This is a genomic window from Paenibacillus sp. J22P169, assembly GCF_059691995.1.
Map to the genome: position 1 here is coordinate 354,858 of NZ_JCAUAO010000002.1, position 26,276 is coordinate 381,133.

Below are 26,276 nucleotides of genomic sequence, written 5' to 3' on the forward strand. Positions count from 1 at the left end.
AGCGGTTGCTTCGGCAGCCGCTTTTTGTTGCTCCGCTAACTGGAGTGCGGTGAACCTTATTACAGAAAAAGGAAATCTATTTTTCCTGACGAATAAAATACTTGGATGTTAGCTAGGTATTTATTTTGTAATTTATTTGATTATTTATCATAGGAGGAAGTATTGTGGCTCAGGTTAATAAAATAACTGCAAAATTTTTTATTGTTTCTTTGTCCGTTATTATTTTTGCAAGTTACTTTCTAACAGATATAACTTATGCAGAAACAGAAAAAGGAGATATACGCCAAATATCCTCGGGCTATTGTTATAATCTAGCGTTACTTACGGATGGAACGGTTTGGGCTTGGGGTGATAATACATATGGTCAGTTAGCAGATGGCACAACAGGTGACGGTGAATTTTCAAAAAACTATCGAGCAAAACCACAGAGGATATCAGAATTAACAGATGTCAATTCTATCTCGGCAGGGACTGACTTTGCAATTGTTGTAAAAAAAGATGGAACCGTTTGGTCATGGGGACATGGTCATACAGGACAATTGGGCAATCAAGAAAACATGGAATTATCTCCAATAGACCTACAAAAAAGATGGTTAAAATATGATGAAACCAAACCGGTACAAGTAAAAAATGTAAAAGATGTTGTCGCTGTTTCCGCAGGAGCATCTCATGTTCTCGCCTTGAAAAAGGATGGAACGGTATGGGCATGGGGGAGTAATATGGTTGGACAGATTGGAAGTGGGGATTCTCGTACAATCCATTCGACCGCAGTTCAGGTAAGTGGTCTAAGTGATGTCATTCAAGTTGCAGCCGGTATAAATCACAGCTTAGCACTTCAAAAAGATGGAACGGTTTGGGCTTGGGGGCTGAATGAAGATGGCTCCCTTGGGACAGGTGTATTAGATACAGGGAGTTATATTCCTATACAAGTTAAAATAACGAGAACTGTTAAAGAAATCATGACTCTTGGAAGAGGTTCGAGCGCTGCTATAACAGAGGATGGCTCTGTATTTCAGTGGGGGCCTGATATCTTTAAATTGAATGGTCAGAATCAATCCTTTATTCATTCTATTCCGGAACTAGTACCCACGCTTTCCGACGTAAAGACGATACTGCTTTCCTCTCAGATGAATTATGCGGATCATTCTATGATTATTTTGAAGAAAGATGGATCCATTTGGGGGCTTGGCAAGAATAATCTGGGTCAAATCGGCAATGGTAGTTACAAGGATGTGCCGGAATTAACCCTTAATTCAAATATAAATTCGATAATTCAAATCAGTGGAAACCGTTATTATTATGACGGTACACAAACAGTTGCGTTAGATAATAATGGTAACGCTTGGGCTTGGGGGTTTAATCAGGTGGGGCAAGTAGGCCCAGGGGGATGGAGTTTTGATGAACCCATAAAAGTGGTCATACCCTCAATTTTTAAAGTGAGATTAAATGGGGAAATATTATCTTTTCAGCAATATCCAGACATAATTAATGGAACAACAATGGTAACTCTTCGAAAAATATTTGAGTCGCTTGGAGCAACCATCCAATGGGAGAGCACTACACAGACTATTTCAGCTACAAGAGGAAATGTAAGGGTGAAGCTTTCAGTCAATTCAGAAACGGCATTTATCAACGATGAAAAAGTGCACCTAGATCAAGCTCCATTTATTAAGAATGAATTAACGCTTGTACCATTGCGTTTTATCACTGAATCCTTCGGTGGACAAGTTATATGGGATGAGAATAACAAACTTATTGATTTGAAGATACATTGATTAGTGGCAAAGGTTATAATTGGCTACTTATTCAACTATCGGGAGAACGTTAGTTCAATATCAACCAAAGAAGGCAGCCGACCTAGTGATCGGTTGCCTTTTGTCAACTAACGGGCAGTTTAGCGTGGTATTCATTTAAGAATCCGCCTTATTTAGGTGCGTGCTAATATCTTGCCGCTTTCTTATTTGCAGACATGGAAGCAAGTGCAGACTCATTGAATCCTTTAATGATGAGCCAAACCGCGAGAATCATTTCATTGGCTGCTACTGGTAGCGCCAAAATAGCACCCCAAACAGAAACTTGTTGAATTACACCGAACATTACTAACAAGGCATAAATAAAAACAAGAGTTGCCCCTGTAATACCTAAGATGGATATAAACCTGGGTACGAGTCTGGATTTATAAAATATATAACTGTACATCATCGTGTTGATGCCCAGCATGAAAAGGGGGCCAAGCATAAATGTCCAGTCATGTATTGCTTTTAATAAAGTGCCTGAAACTTGAAAAGAGGCAGTATCCGGGGCTCCTGTTACTACAAATTCCCGGCTTAACGTCACCAGGGACAGTACGCTGATTACACCAACAGTAATGATAACCGCTTCAAGAAACCTGAAGCAAAGATGCCAAAGAGCTATCGTTTCATTATACTTTCTTAAAAGCGGAAACATTGTAGTTGCAGTACCAACCGCTGAAACAACAAGTATTAACTCCATAAGCGCTCCCAGTATGACCTGGTTGGCATGTTTAGAACCTTGAATCAGGTAATCGGGATCATTTAGGATAGGTTTGTATAAAATAAAAGCAGCTATCATCGACGTAACCGCTGCAAGTATAAACAGTACTCCCACAATTTTTGCAGTTTTTTTGTATGAACTCATTTTTTTTATCTCCTTTTTTAATAATTCATCGTCAGTAAAAGTAATGATATTCCTAGTTCTTACTCCTGTGTGTTATCCCCGTAAAAGAATACCTCTTCCAAAGGTAAGTTGAAGGCGTGAGCAATGCGAAAAGCCAGTTCAAGAGACGGGGAGTAGTTACCCTTTTCCAGGGCCACAATCGTTTGTCTGGTTACGCCCACCTTGTCAGCCAACTGCTGCTGGGTCATTTCATCATAGTTGAATCGTAATTTTCGGATGTGATTGCTGACAAGATTCTTGCCCATATTAGACTCCTTTCCGATAGTGATAAAGTTTCGTAATGGAGCCGGTCAAATCGGAGAGAAATCCGGAGGCGATCAGGATCATGAACATCGTTTGCGACGGCTGATCGATGACCAGTGATACCATGGCAAGAAGAAAGCCGATGATAAACACGAAAAAAGAAATTCGGTTCGCTTTCAATTCAATGAGTTTATCCAGTTCATCCGCAAACTTCGGTTCCTTTTCTCTGGTCGTTATTCGAAAGACAATGTTAAAAATAATGCTGATAATGATATGAGCGACTATTGAAACCAACATCAGCACCAGGACGAAGGAACCCCAAAAGCGAAAGGTTTCCGTCGACTCCAGTCCCCCTTCGGGGAACTGCGGATACATGTACAAGCAATAAGATCCGAAAATGAGTACGGTGCTGATGAAAGATACGATGCTCTTCTTTTCTTGATAGGTCACGGTGGCACACTCCTCTTGTAATGTATTTTTTACATAAAGTAAAGTATTGTATACATAATGTTACCAGAATTAACCATAATGTCAAGTGTAATTTACATGTTTGATGGCTGACTGAAGCGATTGGATTTCATAAGAGGACAACCCGATTGCGACGGGGGGAAGAGTAATAGACTTTATCGCGCTGTATAATTAAGTCATTAAACTAACGGTGAACGATAGTTTAATCATGACATGACGGCAGCTGGTATACGGTCGGCTGCCTTTTCCATTGAAGTAACGGGCAGGATTGTGGAACCATTCAACGAATACCAATTGTTAAGAGGAGTTGAACGAAGGTGGTATTCCGATGAAATATTTAAACTCTTTACAAACCAAAATACCTTTGTTTATTTTGGTTGCTTTAATCTTTGGATTTTTATGGATTGGATTACGCAGTGTTGCCGACCAACAACTTGTTGAACTAGACGAGATAGAGAAAACTATATATTTTTGGGGATTAATATGCTTGGGCATAATCATTCTTGCTCAGTTTTTATTAGCGTTGGTTAGTAAATTTATAAGAAAGAAGTTCAATTTAACTTTTCTGAAATTACTATTTAGTTGTTTATTTGCTTGGGTTATAACAACATGCCTATTTATAATTACAGTTATTCAAAATCTCAAAATAGGGTTGTAGAACGAACAACAGTTTAAACTAACGGAGAACGATAGTTAAAGTACAATACGACGGCAGCCGGTATTCGATCGGCTGCCGTTGTACGTTTAAGTAACGGGCAGTAATGTTGAATAATGTAGTGTTTCTGAAGGAATAATATTGGGAAAACATGGGCGGTAAGGTTATGCGAATACTATTTCTATTAGCTTTTGTGCTTCTTGTTTCCCCAATACAAGGTAACATCGCAAATGCAACAACATCGACAAACATAATGATACAACAGGCTCCTAGCGAAGAGGTTCTTAAGGATTCGCTATTTGCAATGTTATATCCTTATGTGACTGAAGCAGTTGAAAGCTACTATGGAGAACGAAACCAATTTTGGAAAGAAAAAATTATAGATATTAAGGAACAAGGAAGGTATCACTTCTTGTTTAAGGTACAGTTGGAAACATTTGAGCATTCACATGCTCCCCCTTTTGGTCAAGACCTAATTACCTTCAGGGTTGCACTCGGGAAGGTAACCGTTACAGATTACAACCACAAGGGAGACGAGTGGGAAACTAAAATCAGTACATTTAAAAATTCAGTGATTCAAGACGTTCAAAACACATTCGGTATTGATTTCGCTCCGTACAAGAAATACGAGTACGGACAGTTGCTCTTCGCTTCGGAGACACAAAAAGAACTCCAACCACTAGTAGATATCAATACCAAAATTGTTGAGCAGGTTCTCCAACAATCAGGAACAATAACAAAGGGTTATAAAAATGTGGTGAACCCCTTTACATTTATCAAAGATGATTTTGGATATATCGTGTACAAAAAGAAAGACGGAACAAACGTTGTACTGACTCTAAAGAAAGTAAATGGAACTTGGACATTTATCAACCAAGTCAGTAAGCAAGGTAAGCCTATGAAGTCAGAACTTCTATGGTACATGTAAAAATAAATCAGGCAACGAGGTAATGTAAATGAGATTGAAAATAACTTCTATTGTTTTATTTACCATGCTTCTTTTTTTAACCGCTTGTTTTAGTAATAAGGATGCTACTCAAGACTCGGTTAGTTTGGAGAAGAAAATTACCCCTATCAGTCATGGTCATGAGACTGAAAATCTAACTTTAGAAGAGGCGCAAAAGAAGGTTCAATTTAAACTTTTGGTACCCACGTACTTACCAGAAAAATTGGTGTTTGACCATGCATATGTTGGTTATGGCACAGCTTACGTTTCTGAACCGACAAGTGGTGCAGTAATTTTACGTTTTACAAATGGAAACACCGGTTTCATAGTAGTCGAACAACAAGGAAAGATGGAGCAATTACAAAATGCAACCGAGAAGCAAGTTACAAATACTAAGCTTGGACAGTATTACAATAATGAACTGCAATTTGAGCCGACTTTACTATGGCAGAATGGAAACATTGTTTGTCGAATTTATACAAATGAGCGTAGTTCTTTTAGCAATGAACAGAGTTTGGTTCAGATTGCTTCAAGCTTCAAATAATAAAACCAATATCATTAAGTTTGTGTTGTTGCATAACGATTTCGATGGAGCTGCTTGTATACAGCTCTTTTTTCTTTAATTGGTTTCGCGCTGCATGTATGGCTAACGGGCAGATATGTTGAATATGATTAAAAGTTGCTTAATCGAGGAAATTATTATAAAGTATTCCATATTTTACAGGAGAAAATTATGAGAAAGATTGGATTGTGTCTTTTGGTAATGTTTTGTCTAGCCTTTTTAAATCCATTTCTGCCACAGTTAAGGGCGAAAATGTCCATTTTCTCGCCACAGCAAATGATTGATATGTCAGATTACGTTGTGGTGGGTAAGATTGAAAAAGAACTTATTTCTAAAAAACAAAACACTGAATATACAGCGATTCACACCGAAGTAACTGTTTCACTTGAATCTGTTCTGAAAGGCCATATTTCACAAAAGGAAATTGTATTACAGCACGATTCTCGAACAGATAGAATGCGTACTGATGGTGTAGATTTTGATTTTCCTAAAAAAGGTACGAAGGTTATGCTTTTGTTAAAACAAGGAAGAAACGGAATAGCACTTACGTATGCAAACAGTATTTGTTTAATCAATAACAATATAGTTTCGTTGTATATAGGCACTGAATTTGTGGGTAATTGGAAAATTACAGATTATAAGAACACTTACCAAACCTTTTACGACAAGACTGTTTTGACTTACTAAATGCTATAGCTCAAAGCCAACAGGCTACCGATAAATTCGGTAGCCTGTTCAACTAATGGGCAGGATAGCGTAATCTGTTTGTAGAAGATATGAAGTGAACCTACTTCTGAAAGGCGATGTATTGCTATTATTCAAGCAAATGATAACCTAATAATCGTCCAACAATTTTGATTGTAAATACTACAAATATAAGTGTTCCAATTAAGAAAAATATCATATTAGGTCGTCCAGGCTTACCAAGCACATCCAGTATCACAATAGGCCATTCCAAATACCACCAGAGCAACCTGCGCTCTTCTTTTTCGGTTCTATAATTTTTCGCATGTTTCAATGCGTCCTTTAATGGCCTGTAAACAAAGAAGCCGCAGCCAACCATCATAACCAGACCAAAGATCCACGCAAAAAACATTTCCTTCATATCATGACTCCTAATTAGTAGTTAAGTGTATAATCTCTAGTTAAGTGTATAATCTCTCCACATATCCAATGATATACATATCTGATTGTTAAACATGATTCATTACGCTAACGGGATACGTTACTTCAATAAACTACAAAATGAGGCTGCCGCCGCGAAAACGAGAGGCAGCCTCATTAAGCTATCGGGCAGGATAGTTGAGCAAAGACGGTTCTGGGGCAACTGGAACGGGAGCTGAAGTTCACGATTATAAGACACATTCTGGGGCTTAAATAACCGAAGCTACCGGCGTGACGAAGGTTGTTACACTATACCGGGTATTAAAAGAGCTTTCTGCGGATTGATTGCATAAAGTAAAGTTGTTAGTAGCCCTGTCGCTGACTTTAAGAACCATGTTCGCAATTATCCGAAGACTAGGGCTTGTTAGTTAAGTCACCTGAAATTCGCAGCGAACAAAATGTGTGGGATATTTTCCCGAAAATGGGTAAGTATATAAAAATCAAGCTCATTTTATCTCAGAGGGGGATTCATGCATGATTCAAAAGAATTTGCCCTTTGCGCTCGTCATGATGACTTTAATGATGTCTGTCGGTCTAATGAATCACGTGCAAATGGTCCCTTTATTATTGGAAACGGTACAAAGGGACGCTTGGATCAGCATCGTAATATTGATTGTACCCATCTGCTTATTCATGATTCCGGTTTACTATATCTGTAAAAAAACGAGCGGCCGTAACATTCAAGACTGGATCAAGTTCAACTATGGCTTCATACCGTCCTTTCTTTTTCGGAGTTCATGGATCGTATATTTTATTTTTTTCGTCTTTGTCGCGGCCAAAGATACAGTTATGTGGACGCATGTTTCCTATTTACCACATACCCCCGTGCTTGTTATCGCCCTATTCTTATGTGGTTTATCCGCGATTGTCAGCGTTTTTGGTGTACGCATGATTATGATTGCATGTGGCATTTTTTTGCCGACCGTATCATTGCTCGGTTTCTACATTTCCTTTGCGAACATTCCGAATAAGGATTACTCCAGTATCTTTCCCGTCCTTGAAAACGGTTGGAGTCCTATTCTGAAAGGGCTGATTTATATAGGCGGTGGATTGTCGGAGTTGGTCATCATCATATTTCTAAATCAGCAAGCTTCTAAAAAATCATTATTTTTTTATTTTTTACTTGCTCTGATGTTAGTCTGCCTGGCTTTGGGTCCGACTTTAGGCTCGATTAGTGAGTTTGGTCCTGCGGAGGCTGCCAAACAACGTTATCCTTCTTTTGAAGAATGGCGGCTTCTACGTATTGGACATTTTATCGAGCATATGGATTATTTATCCATTTATCAGTGGATCACAGGCGCAACCGTTCGAATTTCACTTGGCATCTGTCTAATCCTCGATCTTGCGAATTTGACTAAGCGGCGTACTCGAGCAATAGCTGCTTCATTGATTGGTGCAGGATTCATATTGGCTAACCTACTACATATCAGCGATTATGATTTTTTGTTCTTCTTACGGCATTGGTATTTTCCTGCGGTTTTACTATTCCATTTGCTGATCGTCGTGATCCTGCTCGTTCTTATCGCTCTATGGGGGCAAAAGAATGTAACAAAGTAGTTTAAAAAGGTGGTACAACTATGCTGCAGTCAGACAAGATCACCATCGGTTCTTTAGAGGAGAACTCCATCAGGCGGCTGTTCAAAAACAGCCAAGATGTTCAAATCGATAACGTATTAATGAATTTTCGTCATTCAACGCATAGCGTGATTTTAATCTACTGCATCGGCATAGCCGATTCCAAGCAAATCAATAATTATGTCCTGCTTCATTTGGAGAGCATGATAGAGCTTCATCCGGACGAACAATCTCTCGAGTGCTTCGGTCCTTTACGATTGAAAAAGCTGAATGGGAATGACAACGTTGATACGCTGACAGCTGATGTTTTTACTGGAACCTTAATTATATATTTAGAAAAATCGCAAACCTTTTATTCTCTGGAAATCGCCGATGCTCCGAAACGCAATCCTGAGGAATCCGCATCAGAGGTCTCAGTAAAAGGGCCGCGTGACGGTTTTACCGAAGACTTGACAACCAACGTCGCCTTGGTTCGACGCAGAATTAAATCAGCCACATTGTGTGTTGAATATTTCACTGTCGGCAGAAGAAGTCAAACCAAGGTGGCATTATTGTATGTAAATGATATTGCAAATTCCGATTTGATCCAAGAAGCCAAAGAACGTCTTTGTAAAATTGATGTGGATGTGCTGCATAACAGCAGCCAATTGGAGGTCATGCTTGCTGATAGTTCGATTTCTTTATTTCCGTTAATCGATTATATCGGGCGACCGGATTATGTGACTGAAAGCTTAATGGTCGGTCGGTTTGTTTTTTTAGCTGATGGTTCCCCTAACGCCATTATTGCTCCAGTCACGTTTACCGAGATTCTCAAAACACCGGAGGATCTCTATTTACCTTTTCAATTTGTTACCCTTGAAAGACTCCTTAGAATACTTGGATTTATTATTGGTACACTATTGCCGGGCTTCTGGGTCGCATTATCCGCCTTCAATATCGACCAGCTCCCTTTCTCTCTGGTGGCTTCAGCAAAAATAAACAGGGCTGGTCTTCCTATGCCGTCCACACTCGAAGCGTTTCTAGTGGTTAGTCTTTTTGAAGTGTTCCGGGAAGCAGGCATTCGTTTGCCCAAATCGGTCGGTCAGACGGTTGCCGTTGTCGGCGGGCTGATTATTGGTGACATGTCTGTAAAAGCCGGTCTTACCTCGCCAATCATGATCGTGGTCGTATCGATATCTACCGTTGCTTCGTTTATGCTGATCAACCAAAATTTAAATGGGACTGCGACCATTTTTAGATTTTATGTTCTTCTCATGTCCTGCTTTTTTGGCATATTTGGGTTTATCCTTTCCGTTATCTGCATTGTCTTTTATATGTCCGGCTTGGAATCCTTCGGCATCCCTTACTTGACTCCAATATCTCCACCGCTTTGGAAGGAATTGATACCTGCTTTAGTGAGAAAACCTCTTTCTCAAATGAAGAAGAGACCAGGTTCTCTGCAACCAAAAGATGCCACCCGTCAAGGAGATGACGCTTCTTGAACTTCGGACGTATCGTTGTATTGATTCTAAGCTGCAGCCTGTTCCTCACCGGTTGTTGGGATCGAAGAGAGCTTCAAGATACCGTCTTCGTAGCCGCAATTGGCGTTGATTATAAAGACGGACAATATCTCGTATCTTCCCAACTTATTAATTTCGGTAACGTTGCCAAGCGTGGTTCGGGAAAAAATGCTGGAGAGAGCACATGGATAGGTACATCATCCGGTAGTAACCCGTTTGTCGCTTTTCAAAATTTAAATCAAATGACATCCCAGCAGCAGTTATATTTAGGACAGGTGACAGCTCTTGTCTTAACCAGCCGCGCGCTTGAGCAAGATGTAGAGGACATCCTAGAAGCGTTATACCGTTATCGGGAGCTTCGTTATACTGTCTGGTTATTTGGGACCGAAGAGCCCATCACGCCATTGTTTGGTTCAGATGCTCTACTTGGGCTCTCGCCTGAGCTGACCGTCATCCACAATCCTAGACCCGCTGCCGCCAAAGTAGCACGAACTCGGCCAGTTTCTGTGAGACAATTCCTTAAGGCCTATAGAGAGCCCGGGGAAACGGCGTTTATTCCCTCTCTATCGTTACATAACAATTGGGAGACAAAAGAAAAACCGATGCCCGTAGCCTATATCGATGGACTCTATGCTTTTTATCAAAAAGAGTATAAAAAGAAATTTCTGCTTTCCGATGTCGAAGGAATTCGTTGGATGAACAAACCTTCAGATGAGGTCCTGCTGCAGGTAAATGGAGAGCAATTTCAAGTGACGTGTATGGTGAGAAGTAGTCATCGGAGCGTAAAGTGGACTTATGCGAAAGGACAGCTTCAATATATTCTGGACTTAAAAATAAAAGCCAGTATGGAAATGGCGAATGGTCAGTTCTCCAAAGAAGAGCTGAGGGCGGCTGTGGACAAAACGATACGCAATGAAATCATGGAAACCTTTCAACTGGGTAAAAAATCCAACACCGACTTGCTGAATTTGGGTAAAGAAATGTTTAAATATGATCTTCGCCAATGGCGAGAAATTTACCATTCACCTAATGTCAAACCTGCCTTGAAGGTGAATCTCCATTTGTTCCTAGAGCATTCGGGAACTTATAAGGCGGGATAATATGGTAAATCGTAGAGAAGTCAATACTTTTGTCATTAAACTAACGGATAACATTAGTGAAATAGCGGTTGCTTCGGCAGCCGTTTTTGTTTTCTCAGCTAACGGGCAGAATAATGTAGCGAAACTTTAAGTAGTTGGCAACGTATTGAGTTATACCTACATCTTTTGGAAAGTCGTTGTATGAGGCGAAACTGCCACAGCAGTAAAGCTTTGGAATGAAATTAAGAAGCGGAGTGATTATTTGAAAATGAAAGATGACGGAAATGGTTCTTTCATAGGCGTTGGAATTGCTTTAGGTGCCGCTTTTGGTTCCGCTTTTGGTGTCGCATTTGGAGCAGTATTCGGTAATGTAGGTGATGGACTTGTATTTGGAACTTCATTTGGAATTGTAGTCGGATTAGCAGTCGGTATTTTTAGAAATAACAAAAACAAGTGAAAACGCTCGATTACGTTAACGGGGCACGCTAGTTCAATACAAACAGATTAAAACCTCTCATTAGAAGAAAACCTAGACTTAATAGGACTAATGGGAGGTTTTATTATGAATATAAGTCAATTGTGGAAAGTGTATGAGGACGATAAACGCATCCAGGGATTTAGTATAAACACTCTAAAAGCATACGCCTTGCAGCTAAAAATGCTAGTGAATGAACTTGGCGATATCCACATTTCAGATGTTACCCTACAGTTGTTAAAGGAATATTTAGCGAAACAATCAGATCGATTGAAGCCAAGTAGTTTAGGGCATCGTATCCGCTTTGTTAGATCTTTGTTTCGCTTTGCTTATGAAGAAACCTACCTAACATCAAACCCATCTCTAAAATTAAGAGAACCTAAGATGGAAAAACGAATCCCGAAGTTTTTAATTGAGGAAGATGTGATCCATTTGAAGATCTCTTGTCTATCCATGCGGGAACGAGCTCTTCTAGAGTTCCTGTACACTACCGGTTGCCGAGTTGGAGAAGTGCAAAAGATAAACATTGAAGATTTGAACTGGGAGAATTGCTCTTGCAATCGTTAATGGAAAGGGAGCGAAGCAACGAGAAGTTTATTTCACTACCGAGTGCAAGGTTTGGTTGAAAAAGTATCTGGCAAGTCGCCAGGACTCTTGTAAAGCCTTATTTGTAACCGGAACGTGTCCAATACGCAGAATGGCCATTCCCACGATTAGATGGTCACTAAAACGGCTTGCAGATAGGGGGGAGGTTGAAACCAACGTGTACCCACATCGTTTTCGCCATACTTATGCATGCCAGTTGTTGGACAACGGAGCACCTTTGGATTTCATTCAAGGCATGTTGGGACATGAGAAGGCATCGACCACTCAAATATATGCACAGCTCCGCGGCGAGCGCAGAAGAGAACTTTATCGTCGATTCTTTTAGGCATTCACTGCCATTACTTTTTGGGGAGACTAAGCAAGACATACAATAGTGTTTTATTTGGAGTTGGCATATGAAATACGAGGAGACGGATGAGTTTCTCATAAAAAAGTTACGCAAATACATAGAAGGGTATGTATATGATGCTGATCTATCCAGTAGCGAGTGCTTGAAAGTGATTGTGGAGATAGTACGTACCTATCCAAACACTGGGAAGGAAAATGTAATTGATTGTTGAGAAAACAAAGATTGGATATAAATCGCAATAACTGAACTGACCCTTGTCTTTATTATACTAAAGGGCTCGATTGAATAAGCGTAAAAAGGCTGCCGAGTGCAGCCTTTTGTGTTAACGGAAAGATTTCATCTATGTGTAGCTTCATTAAGCAAAACTATTTAAAAGCAGGTATGGGAATAATGGGTTATGTGAGATGATTAAACTTGCTGTAAGGTGGTATGTTGTATTTTTTATTTAATTATAAGTGTTGTATGTCTGCTCATTATTATTGGTTCTTATGTTAGTTTTAATGAGGCTATAAGAAACAGAAATCGGTTTGTATTTTTAGAAAGGTTAAAATATTATGTAATTGCTTTTCTTATAAGTGCAGCGATAACCGCGTATGCTTATTTGTCTTCGAGTGAAAGAGATATATTCTTTCTAACAATAATACAATTAGTATTGACTATATTGGTTGGCACAGGGAGTTTCTTTATATTTGGAGATTCCAATTTTGATGGGATTAACACAAAGATTCGAATGATAAAGTACTTTTCAATTTGTTTATTAATTTTATTACTTGCTTATTTTGTAATTCATGGTCGATAAAAGGTGGAACGCATAAGGACATAGGCCACTCCCCCAATAAAAGTTGCATAGTTTGGAATTTAATCGTGATGGCTGCCGAGGCGTTAAACTAAAGGGCAGGATAGTTGAATCAATAACGGGCATAATATTACCAAAGATTGGAGGTATTATCCTTGTTTAAACCGACTATTTTATTTCTGTTTATCTTTACACTATCAATTGGATTTAATTATGATTTAATCGCTGCATCAGCGAATCCTTTAGCGGCTCCATCAAATGTTAGATTGGACAAGCTGAACAATGCTACGGATTTCAAATTACTTACCCCCCGTGACTGGTTTAAGAGTTATAAGTTAGAAATTAAAGAACCTTACCCTTTTGATCTTGATCGATCAATTTCAAAAGTTAGACTTCATTATTTCGATAAATCAAGGCAAACGTACTTGTTTGGAATAGAAGAACATAAGGCGGTTGGTTACAAATTCAATCGAGTTGAAACTACTTTCGATGTACGTAACCACACTAGTACCACCAGAACAATAGTTGAGGATTTTAAATTTGATGTAAACGGAGAGAGGGTTAACATAAACGGAATCGAAGGGCGATTCGTACCATGGGTTAATCACATACCTGGAGGATATCTACGCTGGATACAAGATGATACTTTTATAGAAATCGACAGTGGCGATTTGTCTAAGGAGATGATGGTAGAACTGGCAAAATCCATGAAGTTGATTAGGTAGGTGATTAAACTAACGAAGTAACGATAGTTAAGGGGCTTGCCACGCGGCAGCCCCTCTTTTGTTTATTAATGTAACGGGCAGGAGAATGGAAATAGTTGGAGAAAAATAATGGGCAGAATTCCTATTAAGTCGCTTGCATACATGGATTTATATGTTACCATTATAAGAATGTATGTTCTTATAATGGGGAAGATGGCTAAACTTGAAACAGCATGAATTTAAATATCTTCGTACCTAGAGTCAGACATCAATTTTTCATGGCTTCGCGGTAATCATCATGGGCATTCCACGAGATCTTCTAACATTCAGCCACTACCGTAAGTTGCAGAATGTTCTGTTTATCGAATTGCACAACCTTACTCGCTTGTAGTATGTAAGGTCGGTCTCGACTTGCGCTTCCTCACCCAGGTTAGCATCACTAATAACAGGTTAACGAAAATGACCGGTAGAGAAAAATCAATACAGCCGTTTTTCCGAAAGGAAATCCAAAGGATATCATAGATCCGTAAAAAATTTCTGAAAAGCGGCTTTGAAATTGCGGAAGTAACGGATTGATGTCCACGTCCTGGATGATTAATACGCAGATCACCAAGATTGAACCTACAAAAAACGGGAGAAACACGAGGACGGACCGAACGATCGATCCGAGGCCGAGCCAAACCGCATAAGTGGTTGTGAATATTATCATAAGTATGATCAAGGAGGGGGACGTTTTTGGGAGAATAGCAGTTGTATAAAAAAACGACAGAGATCTGAGGGATACTACCCCCAAACCAACAATGTTCAGTAAGATGGCGGAAAGCACGAGTTTTCCCAGCCACTTCCCAAGCAAGATTTCGATAATATCAGCCATGTTTAAATTCTTAAAGTTTTTTTGTACATAGGTTGTCATCCACAATACGAAGATTGCGGCGATCATGGCAGAAAGGTTAGCGATCCAGACATCCTGTAAGATCAATTTCGCTTCCAATAAATATAAAGTCGAAAATCCTGACATAAACGTAAAACAGAGGCATCCTAGCTGAAAATGTGATATTTTTTCTTGATTCACGATGAATGAACCTCCGACTTTACATTCATAACTTCTTGTACATATTCAGAAAATGATTTGAAAACAAATGTATTAATGGATTCCATCGTTGGCATTATATCGCCGCTGACTGGAATTAACCAACAGATGATACAAGCAGAAAGGAACGAAAGAACAACGGCATCGCGTCGCTTTCGTTGTTTCCAAAGTTGTATCGTTATCCTTATTTCGTAACAAATATAAAAAGCACAAATTATAGGGATAAGCATTTCACTTCCCTCCTAAAGTTTCACTCATTCCAAGTGTAAAGATATTTACAACAACATTGACTTTAATTGGAACCGAGGGATATATGTTGCTCCAATCGTTTTTTATTGATTTCCACTCTTGAGGGTCATACTGGCTAAAGTAATCGGAAAAGCCGACAACATCAACCTTTAACTCGCGCTGGAAATAAGCCAGACTTTCATATGTCTTTAAGCTTTAACGATACACTTTTGCCCCATACATTTTCATTCAGGATTTTCCCGAGAAATTCGTTCGAAACCAGATCGCCTGTTTCGGATTTTAACATCATTTTGTCCGCCGCCATTCCCTCGCTGACAATCACGTAGCTGGACATTCGAACTTCACGCGAGCGGGTTAAATAATCCACGATTTCATAAAAAGAATGACGGGCAGCACTCTCCCCAATTACGAAAAATTTATCATGCTCCCCAATCAAGATTTTTCCGGAACGTCCTCCCAAATTCCGAGCAGCATCCATAATGGAATCCCCCGATGCGCTTGCAATCCATTCCGTACTATCCTTTTTATCCGTGTTTTTCGTCGTTGATTGGATGCAATACACGGTGATAATATATTTATTTTTCTGCTCATCGTAGTCAATACCCGTTATCATTACGAGCGCTATATCGCTAATTTCACGAACATCCGGCGAGCAGCCAGTAAGAAGACACAATAGCACGCTCAACACTAAATGCATTTTAATGTTCTTCATGTTCCTGCCCTTCCATCCATGTAATCAACGTATCATTCTTGGAGACTCTTCTGTGTTTAATCGGGAAGAGAACATAATGTTCGACTATATCTTTCCAGTGTTTGGTATCAAACGTAGGTAAGTAAAGCTTGCCGAATGATCTCAAAGAGCATAAATGAAGGATTATGATAAACATACCTAGGGCAAGTCCTAAAACGCCAGTCCAAGCAGCGAAAAAAATGAGCGGGAACCGAAGCATTCGCAACGAAATTGCGGTATTAAACGAGGGTATTGTAAATGATGCGATTCCCGTCATGGCGACCACAATAACCATCGGTCTGGACACAATTCCAGATTGAACTGCAGCTTCTCCTATAATGAGTGCCCCTACGATGCTTACGGATTGCCCAACGGAACGAGGGAGCCGCACGCTGGCTTCACGTAGCACTTCAAAGGCGACCTCCATAATGAATGCTTCCAGAAAAGTCGGTAACGGTATACCAGCTTTGGTTGAGAGGAAAGCTTGCATCAACGGCGTCGGAATCATTTCTAAATGAAATGTTGTAAGAGCGATATATAAAGAGGGACCAAATAAGGAAACAAATAATGTAAACAACCTTAATATGCGCAGGAAATTAGCAAAATAAAACTTTTCATAGAGATCCTCGCTTGGATGTAGAAAGTCGGTAAATACTGCAGGCGCCAGAAGCGCATTGGGGCTCCCATCTGTCAAGATCGCAACTTTTCCCTGATTCATAGCGGTAACGACTCGGTCAGGTCGCTCCGTATTCTGTATTTGAGAAAATGGGGAATAAGGGCTATCCTGAATCCACTCTTCGATTTGAGCGTTATCCACAACTACATTAAGACGGATGGATTCTATTCTTCGCTGAACTTCACTCAATACGGTTGTGTCCACTTGATCCTCGAGATATAAAATCATGACTTTGGTCTGACTTTGTCGTCCGATGATATAAGATTTCGATTTTAGCTTCGCGGTCTTCAACCGGCGATAAATCAATCCCAAGTTAACCTGAAGGTCTTCGATGAACCCTTCACGAGGCCCACGCACGTTCGGCTCCAGTATAGGCTCTTCAATTGCACGCTTTACATAGCCAGGTAAAGATATCCCGTATGCTTCGGATCGCCCCTCAATAAAAAAAACGATGCCAGCACCGGCAATAAAATCCGCCGCTGAACTCATACTCGGCAAAGTGCACACCAATCCCAACGAGCTTATTGACCCAAAAATTGTTTCGTCCGCACGTTTAGTATGTAGGTGAAGATCCTCGTGAATTTTCGGGATTATATATTGGTTTAATCTTTGTTCATCGACTAGAACGCTTAAATAGGCAACTGATCCGAATCGTGGGCCCTCGACGTTATCGAAATGATGGAAGCTAATTAGTTCGTTATTTGAAAATATTTGCCGAAGATTGGTCACATTCCGTGCAACTGAAGGATCGATTGTATCCGTTTGCATTTCCATTACAGTTCCTCCAGAGTGGTTCAATATTCTTAATGGGTACATTTACTAGTTGAACTTAAGTTATTCAAAGTAAGGTTCTGACCGCTTGTCAGAGACTTAAAGGAGATGCTTAAATGGAATACTTTTTAGGGATTGTTCCACCTGAACATATATGTTACAAAATATTGGATGTAAGAAAAAATATAACTATCATTCCTCATTTCCTCACATTACAGTAAAAGCATCTTGTGCATTATCGGAGACCTGATGAAGAGCAAATACGAAAATGCTTTGAACTTGACTTGTATCGTCCGCATATAACAATTGCTAGGATTAGACGACGTAATTATCGAGAAAATGAAAGACAATTAGTTAACGAAGATGTTGGGGAAGGGCAAACTTTTGAAGTGGAAAAATTAGTTTGTTTTATCGTGAAAATAAGAAAGAAGCTTGCTTCGTGGCAGCTCATTTTTTGATATTAAAGTAACAACTACATGGGTCTTCATGGAAACTAATCCCAAAAATTAGCGTCTAACATAAAGAGTGAAAGGATAACAAAAAGAATCAAATAATTAAAACTATCTGAATGTGTTGGAGGGGGGAGGCATTATGTTTCTTCTGAAAAAATTCACTTTTTGGTTCTCAGCAATGAGCATAATAATTTGTCTAATTGACTATTTTGGGAGTGGATTAGCCAATATTATTCTTAGTCAATTTCCTCCAATTACTTGGTTAATAAGAGCTGAGCCATACAGAGACTGGATGATAGATAAAAGTATATTTCGGGGTAGCAGTATTTTAGTTACCTTTCGTTTCGCAGCATATTTAATCCATTTCTGTTCTTTCCTTATTGTAGGACTTGTTTTGGATTACATTATCCATTTATTCAAATCGAGGCAGCTTCTTTTTAGTTCATTCAAGTAACGAGCTGCTAAGCATTCAGCTGCCTTTTTTATTGAAGTAACGGTCAGATTACTTGAAGAATACGTCCTCTAGATGGAATGTATTAAAATCCACTAATATATGCCTGCAACTGCTGATACAGCTTATGTACAAGCGAATAGAATATAATAATAGTTTAATGGAGGTGTTTTATGCCACATCATGGTTCGCGAGGAAATCGCGGAAGAGATCCGCATCGTAAAACTTTTCCGCCTCCAGATGTTCTTGGAGTGGGTTTATCATCCGGTCGTCATTTATCACAATCTGTAGAGGCAGATGAATGGGTTAAAATTATATATTCGGATCAATTTGTCAGAAGCTTTGGATCAATAAATTTCAGCTTAGATCCGCCCCTTTTTGAGTCATCAACAATTATTGCAACACATAGTGGAATAGGCTTCATGTCTGCAAGTAGTTCTTTTGTTCCTTCTCAAGCCGATAAAACCTACACTTTGAGTTTACAAATTCGTATTAATAATACACCACTCTTGACTCAAATAGATGATTTTATTGGTCCTAGTGCTAATACAATATGGTCGTCTTTTTTCGAGATAACAGAGCTGTCGTTAATTGAGATTTACGTTAGATCTTCAATTGTTGGAACAGTCAGAAGCCTTACATGCGCAATCACGGAGGTACCAACTCCTCCAGAGCTATGAGATAAGTAGTAGTGCCCTTCTGGAAATCAAACAACCTCTACTGAAACGAAAGCTAAATATCCAAATTAACGTGGCAGCTGGCATAGATCAGCTGACTGTCAGTCACCGCAGCAGCAGATGTTTAAGCTAACGGATAACTATAGTTCAAGCACAACAACGGCAGCCGGTATACGATCGGCTGCCGTTGTCCGTTAAAGTAACGGGCAGATTGGTTTAATAAGAAATCGTTTTTATTTGTATTAATTTGTTATAATAATTTGAGATTAGATCAAAATTTTAAAAAGAGGTGTTACTTATGATTTTAGGTATCAACCCTTATTTAATATTGAATGGAAATGGACAGGAAGCTGTTTCATTTTATGAACATGCATTCAATACAAAGACCCTTATTCTTCAAAGATTTGGCGACATGCCTGGGGAAGAAGATACAAATCTATCTGATGAAGAAAAAAATCGTATCTTACATGCACATCTCAAAGTTGGTTCAACAGATTTAATGATATCTGACACATTTACAGGTCTACCTTATCAAATTGGTGATCAAACGACCTTAGCTATTTTAATTGATGACGTTGAAACAACGAAAGAAGTATTCGGCAAATTACAAGATGGTGGTAAAGTGATCATATCATTACACGAAACATTTTGGAGTCCTTTATACGGACAAGTAATAGATAAATTTGGTGTTACATGGCAGGTTTCAACACAGTCAGCTCAATAGTAAGCCAACGCTTAACTAATGTAGAACGAGAGTTCAATAACAACAAGAGAAGGCAGCCGACCCTATTGGATCGGTTGCCTTTTCTCAACTAACGGGCAGTTATCGCTAATGATTTTCACCCAATATCAGAATAAAACTAATTTGAAGTAATATCATCGTCGGGATAGACATACGAATACTTTTACGGGACACTCTATACAGTGGCATAGTGGCACCACCGGAGGTCAGACACTGCTATGAGAATTCGGGATTGGGACCGCAACTTAAAATTTCGCTTAGGCGTGGAGTTTGCTTTTAACGTCGTCTTTTGGACGTTTTTGCCTTTTTTGGCCATCTTTTTTGCTAACTCATTTGGGAAAGGCTGGGCAGGCGTGCTGCTCGTCCTGTCCCAAGCGCTATCCGTCGCAGGCAATTTGCTAGGCGGATACGCAGCCGATCGGTGGGGCCGCAAACGAATGATGGTACTGGCAGCTTGTACGCAAGGCATCGGCTATGGCATATTCGCAATCTCCGCTTCGCCGTGGGTTTCCTGGCCTTTCATCAGCTATCTCGGCTTCACCCTGGCCAGCTTTGCCGGTTCGTTGTACTCGCCGGCCAGCGAAGCGATGGTCGCCGACGTTGCGGAGGAGAAACACCGCTCCAGCATTTTTGCAGTATTTTGGACTTCCACGAACTTGGCGGTTGTGTTCGGCCCCGCGCTCGGCGCCGTGCTGTTCAAAGACAATCCCTATATCTTGCTGGCGGTCGCATCCGTATTTTGCCTGCTCATATCCGCGGTGCTGAACCGTGGTTTGCGCGAAACACTTCCGCAGTATACTCCCGTCAACCCTCGCAAAAAAGACGAAGCGCCGTGGTATAAGTTCCTAGCCGAGCAGCTACGAGGTTATCGTATTATCGCTTCGGACCAGGTGTTTTTGCTATTCATCATCGCAGGCGTCCTACTGGCACTCACGTTCATGCAACTCGACATCCTGTTTCCCGTTTTCTTCAAAGAATCAATTCCTTCCACCGATATCCTCGGTTTTGGCGGATGGCACTGGGTCGTATCGGGGCAGCAGCTGTTTGGCCTCATCGTGTCGGAGTTCGGCTTGCTCGTTGCGCTTTTCACCGTAATCGTGACCAAATGGATGACGGCTTACAAGGATCGCTACGTCTTTATAAGCGGAGCCTTGTTGTATGCGATCGGGATGGTCCTGTTCAGCCATATGTCCACGTTCTGGGGGCTTTCACTCGCAGTCGCCATGTTCACCATTGCCGAGATTGCTTCGACGGGTCCCCAGCAAGCGTTTGTTTCCCGAATAGCGCCAGAAGATATGCGCGCACAATACTACGCGGCGTCCAGCATACGTTTTACGCTCGGACGCACGATCGCTCCATTGGCGATTCCGCTAAGCGCATGGATCGGCTTCACTTGGACGTTCGGCTTCTTGGCGGCATTGGCTGCCGTTTCAGCCGTTCTCTATTGGCTCATGTTCAAGCTCTTCAAGCGCTAATAGCGCACAAAAGCCTGCCTCGATGGCAGGCTTCTATGATGAGCGAGAGGCAGCTGTTGATTTCGATCACCGGGCTATTTGTCATCCGAATACCCTTATTTTTTAACCACAGGCACCCAAAATTCGCCGTAGAAAGTGCCATCGCCGTTATCTTTGCGATAAGTTGCATTTGGACCACCGATGTAAGCATAATCAGTGATTTGGGCCAAGACTTCGCCAAAAGCAGAGTAAGTCAGCTGATCAAACAAAGTTTCCTTGTCGCCATTTCCTGCGACCACGATATACTCGCTCTCTGGAAACTCGATGATGCGCGTTGCGTCAGCTACTGATTTGCCAGCTTCTACCGCGAAATAATTCCACGGTTTTCCTTGATAAACTTCATTGACTGACCATTCGCGATCATCTTTTGCGGCGTCTTTGAGCTTATTAAAACGCCCGTCAGCCTTGAGTCTGTCCCAAAACTCGTTTTTTTCTTTTTGCAAAGCTGGCATGTCTTGAAAATTCGACCGAATTGAAAAACCATAAGCGGTCAATGTAAATGATTTTTTGTGTTCAAGTGTGTAATCTGCCATATGAGTGCTCCTTTTATCCGGAATAACTTCTGGGTGGTCAGGCTCAACTTGTTTTTTGATTTCGTCAAATTTGACAAGGATTAGTTTTCGACTTTATTTGCCCGAAGCCACATTTCGCCGTAGAATTCACCTGTTTCATTTGCTTTAACGAACGTTGAGTTACCAGGACCAACATATTTGTACTCTGTGATTTCTTGGATCAGGCCGCCGAAAACTTTGCCTGTGATTTCGTCAACAAGGCGGTCTTTGTCATCGCCTGTCCCAGGCACGACGAGGTAATCGCCAGCGAGGAAATCGAGGACGACTGCACCTTCCACGTTGAACTCACCCATTACGCCGAAGCCGCGCCAAGGCTTGCGGTCGAGGTTGTAGTTGATTTGATATTCTTGCCCGTCAGCGAGTGCGAGAAGTTCAGCAAGCTTGCCGTTTTCAGTGATTTCAGCTTTCTTCGCTGCAGTTTTTGCTGCATTACCTGCCCAGTCGTTGTAGTCATCAAATGAAACACCGAAAGCAGTCATTTTGTAGTCTTCTGAGATTGTTTTGATGGAGTAGTTAGACATTTTGTTCTCTCCTTTGTGGGATTTATTCTTTACAAGACTGATTCTATTAGCCAAATGTATCAAAAATTGATACTCTTTATTGAAAATTGAAAATGTAAATCCGTCAGTGCTGACATTATATGCTACATTTTTGTTATAATAAAATCATGAAGAAAACAGAACGAGTGAACCTGATCATGCGTTACATCAATAACCGCGCGCATTTTACGATTGCCGAGATTCAGCGAGAGTTCAAGATTTCCCGCGCGACGGCGATCCGCGACATAAACGAAATTCAGGCGATGGGTTTTCCGCTGACGTCCGAGCTTGGGCGCGGTGGCGGATACTATGTCCTGCAAAATCAATATCTACCCGCCGCCCGCTTCACGCCAGAAGAGCTGAAGGCGATTTTTATCAGCTTTATCGCCTCGAAAAATTCGCAGCTGCCTTATCTGCAAAATCGCCGCTCAATCACTGAAAAACTTATCGGCATCGCGTCGCAAACCCAGCAAGACGAGCTGATCGAGCTGAATAATATTTTGCTTTTCGAAAATACAAATCCCGCCAATCCGAATCTTTTGGAGCTCGATGATGCGGCGCCTGCGGAGCTAAACCAGCTGATTTCGCTTGCTGTGCGGGATAAACATTTACGCGTGACTTATGAGCTGAGTCTTGGCTGGCCGCAGTTGCTGGACGTTTTTTTGCTGCATATATTTAACTCGAACGCTCAGTGGCTGGTCGAGGTTTATGATTTTGATACGGATGAGTTTCGTTATTTGCCTGTTGAGATGCTGCGGGATTCGGCAATTTCTGAGCAGGAGATGAAGTGGTCTGAAAAAGAGATTTTAAACAAGAAACTGCTTCGTGCACGTGAATCCAATCTTGTTGTGAAACTTGATACGATTGGGATTCAGCGCTTTAAGCGTATGCACCCGCCTGGAATAATTTTGTCCTTAACTGGGATGTTTCAGTCGAGTGGGATATTCAATGTTCAGTTGGATGTGACCGATGTTGAGGCGCTGGCGTATTATGCGGATTGGCTTTTGTTTTTGGGGAAAGGGGTCGAGTTTGAGCGGATTCCTGATGAACTGCGTGTGATTTTACAAGAGCGTTTATCCACTTTAAGATTCTCTTGAGTCTTATCTGAGATTTTTCTATTTGTGATAAACCAGTAGATGATTAACGAATTAGCAAAAAAGAGATATTTACCACGATTGGAAGTAAGATGCTGTCGGGTGACAAGAATATCTGTACAACGAAAGTCGCATAATACGCGGCTTTTTTTATTGATTGTATAGAAGTTCTTGTCGTATGTTCAAGACAATAATTTCTATACAGAGCCGGTTACGGTATACAAACAAAAACGCCACCGAATTTCTCCGATGACGTCAGTTGTTAGGTATAGCAGTTTACTTCTTTATCTCCGGCTCAGTTTTCTCAAAACCGATAAAGTTGCCGTAAAGTTCTTCTAACGCAACACCCACATGTTTGTGAGACTTTTGGCCTTTCAAATCTGATTTTGCACCGTCACGTAAAGATCTTGCTCTCATGGACGAAGCAACAACTAGCGAATACTTGCTACCAATTTCAAGTAGTTTATCAATCGAAGGATATAACATTCAATTTACCTCATCCATTATACGTTTTTTTGATACATTTTATGCAATGTTCTGTGTTCCTTCATATGACTGAGTTCATTGTTCTACCTCCAGCATATGCAAGAGAGCATCATGAAAATACAAGTAGCAAAGTTAAATCAGCAAATTTCCTTGGATGAGTTTCTCGGTTCTTTATTCATTATGTCCTCTTTAACAGCTAATTATCTTCCGGTAAGTAATTTGGTGTAAGGATCGGTCATTTCATGTATTCCTATATTGGCACACAGAACTAAATATACTGCGTCATTCCTTTTTCCTTCAGCAGGTCAACGATATCTTTAACAGATTGCGCTTTGTCTTTGGGACATATTAAAAGTGCATCCCCAGTATCCGCAATGATGAAGCCGTCTACGCCAATTGTCGTGATTAGTCTTCCATTTCCGTATATGATCGAATTTCGTGTATCTATACCTATATGGTTTGCTTTAATAATGTTTCCCGATGGGTCTGGAGGGAAGATCGTGCCGAGCGCATCCCAACTGCCGATATCATTCCAGCCAAATTGTCCAGACAGGACAACGACTTCATCGGAGCGCTCAAGGATCCCGTAATCAATTGAAATGTTTTGAAGTGTCGGATAGATGTTATTAATGATTTCATCTGCCTGATCCGTGCCCAGATAGTCGCTGATTGGAAGCATTGTCTTATAAAGCCGAGGCAGGTAACGCTTGAAATTATCTATAATGACGGAAGTTTTCCAAATGAAAATACCACTATTCCATAAATAATTACCGGATGACAGATAGCCCTGTGCTTTCTGGAAGTTCGGTTTTTCTACAAATTCAGATACTTCGTATACAGCAACAGGATTTGAAGTGATAGGTTCTTTATCAAAGGCGATATAACCGTATCCGGTCGATGGAAATGTAGGCTTAATTCCGATGGTAACGATTTTGTCCGTCTTCATTGCGACCGTACAGGCTTCGTCTAACGTAAGCCGAAATTGTTCTTCATCGGTTATATAATGATCGGAAGGCAATACGACCATTAAGGAATCTCCGTGTGATTTTTCTATAGATAACGCCGCGAAAAGTATGCTTGCAGCCGTGTTTCTGGCAACGGGCTCGATCAAAATGTTGCTTTTCGAAACACTGCTATGCATGATGCTCTCCATCAGTACCGCTTGAGAACGATTCGTAACAATAACGGTATTTTCTTGAGGAATAATGCCTTTGAATCGTTCGATCGTATCGTTTAGCATGATATCATTCCCGCTAATATTTAGAAGCTGCTTTGGGATCTCTTGTCTAGACAGCGGCCAGAAGCGGGTTCCGCCCCCGCCTGCAAGGATAGTAGCAAATTTATTCATGATGCATCACCAAATGGGCAACGGAGAAGGAAATGATGCTCTCAGAGCCTTGATTAAGGTTCAGTCCAGTGGCATGGATGCCATCATAACAAGCTCCTGTTTGAGGATCAATGAGAGAGGTTTTTAATGAATTATTGCCTAAATACCACTCATAGCATAAGGATGCTATCTTCAGATAAGCTGGGTCTTGGAGCACGATCGCGGCTTCCTTACACGCAAGAAGCATTTCACAGGCTTCAATCGGCTGTTCATCGTAGAGGGCCGCTTTTTCATCACGCAACTGCCAGCCATGGCTGCCAATCGGTTTATAATATCCTTCTTTAGCAAAGGTTTTGGATACTAGAAAATCCAGACTTTCTTTAGCGGTTTCCTTGAAACTAATGTTATTTGAGATATGTGATGCTTTTAAAAGTGCCCATGGGAGCATGGAGTTTCCGTAGGTAAGGCTGTCTTCAAACCAATTCCAACCGTTTCCCTTATTACGTACATATTGATTGTGAAGTTGGACCGCTATTTTTTCGATCAAATTGATGATGAATGCTCTTGGTAGAAAAGCCTTTTCTTCTGCGGTATTTGGCGTGTGGAGATAGGGGAAGGAGTAAGTTAAAGCATTAGGGGTTTCTATTAAATAACTTAGACCGATGATTGCATAGGCTCCCGCACGAGGAGATCCTAGATTTTCGATATGTGGTAATGCCTGATTGATTAAATAACGACAAGTATTAAGTACATTATCGGGCAGCAAGGAGGAATAGGTGAGTGCGAATCCTAGTGCCCATAGTGTGCGTCCTTGACAATCCTCGGAGCCGCTAGCCTCCGTAAATGAGCGGTTATAATTCATGAAGTTTCTAAAATTTCCATCTGTATTCTGAGCGTGGTGAATGAAGGAAACGTAAGTATGAATGAGGTCTAATGTGCTGGAATCTTTTTGGCTGCTATACAATAAAACGGCTGCGATTAAAGCCCGTGCGTTATCATCCGTCGTATAACCTTTCGAACGGTCGGGTACTCCAAACTTGGTATGTTGAAAAATACCTGTATCATCCGTTATCCTGCGCAGGTAATTG

30 protein-coding genes are annotated in these 26,276 nt (G+C 40.7%); 17 read left to right on the plus strand and 13 right to left on the minus strand.

Annotated features, from left to right (window positions below):
* The first annotated feature begins 164 nt into the window (after positions 1–164).
* Positions 165–1,775, plus strand: a complete 1,611-nt coding sequence (locus AC58QG_RS15985) for an RCC1 domain-containing protein (protein WP_497363110.1) — start codon at positions 165–167, stop codon at positions 1,773–1,775.
* A gap of 163 nt (positions 1,776–1,938) precedes the next feature.
* Here AC58QG_RS15985 and AC58QG_RS15990 read toward each other — a convergent pair whose 3' ends face one another.
* The 3 genes from AC58QG_RS15990 to AC58QG_RS16000 are packed head-to-tail and all read right to left on the minus strand — an operon-like array spanning position 1,939 to position 3,390.
* Positions 1,939–2,658: a DUF4386 domain-containing protein gene (locus AC58QG_RS15990; protein ID WP_497363111.1), complete on the minus strand. Its 720-nt coding sequence runs from the start codon at positions 2,656–2,658 to the stop codon at positions 1,939–1,941.
* 59 nt (positions 2,659–2,717) lie between these two features.
* Entirely contained in the window at positions 2,718–2,942 is a 225-nt protein-coding gene (locus tag AC58QG_RS15995) for a helix-turn-helix transcriptional regulator (RefSeq protein ID WP_028554760.1), read from the minus strand.
* A gap of 1 nt (position 2,943) precedes the next feature.
* Entirely contained in the window at positions 2,944–3,390 is a 447-nt protein-coding gene (locus AC58QG_RS16000; RefSeq protein WP_497363112.1) for a hypothetical protein, read from the minus strand.
* Between the two features lie 346 nt (positions 3,391–3,736).
* On the opposite strand from AC58QG_RS16000, the gene AC58QG_RS16005 reads away from it, so the two are divergent.
* The 4 genes from AC58QG_RS16005 (at position 3,737) to AC58QG_RS16020 (ending at position 6,258) form a co-directional block, all read left to right on the plus strand.
* Positions 3,737–4,066 carry a hypothetical protein gene (locus AC58QG_RS16005; RefSeq protein WP_497363113.1) on the plus strand — a complete coding sequence of 110 codons (330 nt, stop codon included), beginning with the start codon at positions 3,737–3,739 and terminating at the stop codon, positions 4,064–4,066.
* A 148-nt stretch (positions 4,067–4,214) separates the two neighbouring features.
* Positions 4,215–4,991: a DUF3888 domain-containing protein gene (locus AC58QG_RS16010; protein ID WP_497363114.1), complete on the plus strand. Its 777-nt coding sequence runs from the start codon at positions 4,215–4,217 to the stop codon at positions 4,989–4,991.
* A gap of 28 nt (positions 4,992–5,019) precedes the next feature.
* Positions 5,020–5,553, plus strand: coding sequence for a hypothetical protein (locus tag AC58QG_RS16015; RefSeq protein WP_497363115.1), 534 nt, complete (start codon positions 5,020–5,022; stop codon positions 5,551–5,553).
* A gap of 189 nt (positions 5,554–5,742) precedes the next feature.
* Positions 5,743–6,258, plus strand: coding sequence for a hypothetical protein (locus tag AC58QG_RS16020; RefSeq protein ID WP_497363116.1), 516 nt, complete (start codon positions 5,743–5,745; stop codon positions 6,256–6,258).
* Between the two features lie 127 nt (positions 6,259–6,385).
* On the opposite strand, the gene AC58QG_RS16025 is transcribed toward AC58QG_RS16020, so the two are convergent.
* Positions 6,386–6,676 (minus strand): hypothetical protein, encoded by a 291-nt coding sequence (locus AC58QG_RS16025; RefSeq protein WP_497363117.1) that lies wholly within the window; start codon positions 6,674–6,676, stop codon positions 6,386–6,388.
* A gap of 533 nt (positions 6,677–7,209) precedes the next feature.
* On the opposite strand from AC58QG_RS16025, the gene AC58QG_RS16030 reads away from it, so the two are divergent.
* The 8 genes from AC58QG_RS16030 (at position 7,210) to AC58QG_RS16065 (ending at position 13,839) form a co-directional block, all read left to right on the plus strand.
* Positions 7,210–8,292, plus strand: coding sequence for an endospore germination permease (locus AC58QG_RS16030; protein WP_497363118.1), 1,083 nt, complete (start codon positions 7,210–7,212; stop codon positions 8,290–8,292).
* 20 nt (positions 8,293–8,312) lie between these two features.
* Positions 8,313–9,791: a spore germination protein gene (locus tag AC58QG_RS16035; RefSeq protein WP_497363119.1), complete on the plus strand. Its 1,479-nt coding sequence runs from the start codon at positions 8,313–8,315 to the stop codon at positions 9,789–9,791.
* The gene (locus tag AC58QG_RS16040; RefSeq protein WP_497363120.1) at positions 9,788–10,909 is read left to right on the plus strand and encodes a Ger(x)C family spore germination protein; all 1,122 of its coding nucleotides are present in this window, start codon (positions 9,788–9,790) and stop codon (positions 10,907–10,909) included. Before AC58QG_RS16035 ends, AC58QG_RS16040 begins: the two co-directional genes overlap by 4 nt.
* 1 nt (position 10,910) lies before the next feature.
* Entirely contained in the window at positions 10,911–11,039 is a 129-nt protein-coding gene (locus AC58QG_RS16045; RefSeq protein WP_497363121.1) for a hypothetical protein, read from the plus strand.
* Between the two features lie 117 nt (positions 11,040–11,156).
* Positions 11,157–11,345 (plus strand): hypothetical protein, encoded by a 189-nt coding sequence (locus tag AC58QG_RS16050; protein ID WP_497363122.1) that lies wholly within the window; start codon positions 11,157–11,159, stop codon positions 11,343–11,345.
* Positions 11,346–11,450: 105 nt separating this feature from the next.
* Positions 11,451–11,930, plus strand: a complete 480-nt coding sequence (locus tag AC58QG_RS16055; protein WP_497363123.1) for a tyrosine-type recombinase/integrase — start codon at positions 11,451–11,453, stop codon at positions 11,928–11,930.
* On the plus strand, positions 11,923–12,294 hold the full coding sequence (locus tag AC58QG_RS16060; protein ID WP_497363461.1) for a tyrosine-type recombinase/integrase: 372 nt from the start codon (positions 11,923–11,925) through the stop codon (positions 12,292–12,294). Before AC58QG_RS16055 ends, AC58QG_RS16060 begins: the two co-directional genes overlap by 8 nt.
* 975 nt (positions 12,295–13,269) lie before the next feature.
* Positions 13,270–13,839, plus strand: coding sequence for a DUF4367 domain-containing protein (locus AC58QG_RS16065; RefSeq protein WP_497363124.1), 570 nt, complete (start codon positions 13,270–13,272; stop codon positions 13,837–13,839).
* A 418-nt stretch (positions 13,840–14,257) separates the two neighbouring features.
* Here AC58QG_RS16065 and AC58QG_RS16070 read toward each other — a convergent pair whose 3' ends face one another.
* From AC58QG_RS16070 to AC58QG_RS16085, 4 genes are all read right to left on the minus strand, one after another.
* On the minus strand, positions 14,258–14,890 hold the full coding sequence (locus AC58QG_RS16070; RefSeq protein WP_497363125.1) for a GerAB/ArcD/ProY family transporter: 633 nt from the start codon (positions 14,888–14,890) through the stop codon (positions 14,258–14,260).
* A gap of 249 nt (positions 14,891–15,139) precedes the next feature.
* Positions 15,140–15,331: a Ger(x)C family spore germination C-terminal domain-containing protein gene (locus AC58QG_RS16075; RefSeq protein ID WP_497363462.1), complete on the minus strand. Its 192-nt coding sequence runs from the start codon at positions 15,329–15,331 to the stop codon at positions 15,140–15,142.
* Positions 15,332–15,335: 4 nt separating this feature from the next.
* Positions 15,336–15,869, minus strand: coding sequence for a Ger(x)C family spore germination protein (locus AC58QG_RS16080; RefSeq protein ID WP_497363126.1), 534 nt, complete (start codon positions 15,867–15,869; stop codon positions 15,336–15,338).
* On the minus strand, positions 15,856–17,337 hold the full coding sequence (locus tag AC58QG_RS16085; RefSeq protein ID WP_497363127.1) for a spore germination protein: 1,482 nt from the start codon (positions 17,335–17,337) through the stop codon (positions 15,856–15,858). Before AC58QG_RS16085 ends, AC58QG_RS16080 begins: the two co-directional genes overlap by 14 nt.
* A 1,073-nt stretch (positions 17,338–18,410) precedes the next feature.
* Between AC58QG_RS16085 and AC58QG_RS16090 the strand changes: the two genes are divergently transcribed.
* From AC58QG_RS16090 to AC58QG_RS16100, 3 genes are all read left to right on the plus strand, one after another.
* A complete protein-coding gene (locus AC58QG_RS16090; protein ID WP_497363128.1) occupies positions 18,411–18,917 on the plus strand; it encodes a hypothetical protein in 507 nt (168 codons plus the stop codon).
* A 295-nt stretch (positions 18,918–19,212) separates the two neighbouring features.
* Complete coding sequence (locus tag AC58QG_RS16095; protein ID WP_497363129.1) at positions 19,213–19,638, plus strand: VOC family protein; 426 nt, start codon at positions 19,213–19,215, stop codon at positions 19,636–19,638.
* A gap of 236 nt (positions 19,639–19,874) precedes the next feature.
* Positions 19,875–21,131 carry an MDR family MFS transporter gene (locus AC58QG_RS16100; RefSeq protein WP_497363130.1) on the plus strand — a complete coding sequence of 419 codons (1,257 nt, stop codon included), beginning with the start codon at positions 19,875–19,877 and terminating at the stop codon, positions 21,129–21,131.
* Between the two features lie 95 nt (positions 21,132–21,226).
* Here the strand turns inward: AC58QG_RS16100 and AC58QG_RS16105 are convergent, their stop codons facing one another.
* Both AC58QG_RS16105 and AC58QG_RS16110 read right to left on the minus strand, forming a co-directional pair.
* Entirely contained in the window at positions 21,227–21,703 is a 477-nt protein-coding gene (locus tag AC58QG_RS16105) for a GyrI-like domain-containing protein (protein ID WP_497363131.1), read from the minus strand.
* 80 nt (positions 21,704–21,783) lie between these two features.
* Positions 21,784–22,263: a hypothetical protein gene (locus AC58QG_RS16110; protein ID WP_497363132.1), complete on the minus strand. Its 480-nt coding sequence runs from the start codon at positions 22,261–22,263 to the stop codon at positions 21,784–21,786.
* 146 nt (positions 22,264–22,409) lie between these two features.
* On the opposite strand from AC58QG_RS16110, the gene AC58QG_RS16115 reads away from it, so the two are divergent.
* Positions 22,410–23,378 carry a helix-turn-helix transcriptional regulator gene (locus tag AC58QG_RS16115; protein ID WP_497363133.1) on the plus strand — a complete coding sequence of 323 codons (969 nt, stop codon included), beginning with the start codon at positions 22,410–22,412 and terminating at the stop codon, positions 23,376–23,378.
* 273 nt (positions 23,379–23,651) lie between these two features.
* On the opposite strand, the gene rpoZ is transcribed toward AC58QG_RS16115, so the two are convergent.
* The 3 genes from rpoZ to AC58QG_RS16130 form a co-directional block, all read right to left on the minus strand.
* Complete coding sequence (rpoZ, locus tag AC58QG_RS16120) at positions 23,652–23,861, minus strand: DNA-directed RNA polymerase subunit omega (protein WP_497363134.1); 210 nt, start codon at positions 23,859–23,861, stop codon at positions 23,652–23,654.
* A 268-nt stretch (positions 23,862–24,129) separates the two neighbouring features.
* Positions 24,130–25,209, minus strand: coding sequence for a mannose-1-phosphate guanylyltransferase (locus tag AC58QG_RS16125; protein ID WP_497363135.1), 1,080 nt, complete (start codon positions 25,207–25,209; stop codon positions 24,130–24,132).
* A complete protein-coding gene (locus AC58QG_RS16130) occupies positions 25,202–26,050 on the minus strand; it encodes a glycosyltransferase (protein WP_497363136.1) in 849 nt (282 codons plus the stop codon). Before AC58QG_RS16130 ends, AC58QG_RS16125 begins: the two co-directional genes overlap by 8 nt.
* Positions 26,051–26,276: the final 226 nt, after the last annotated feature.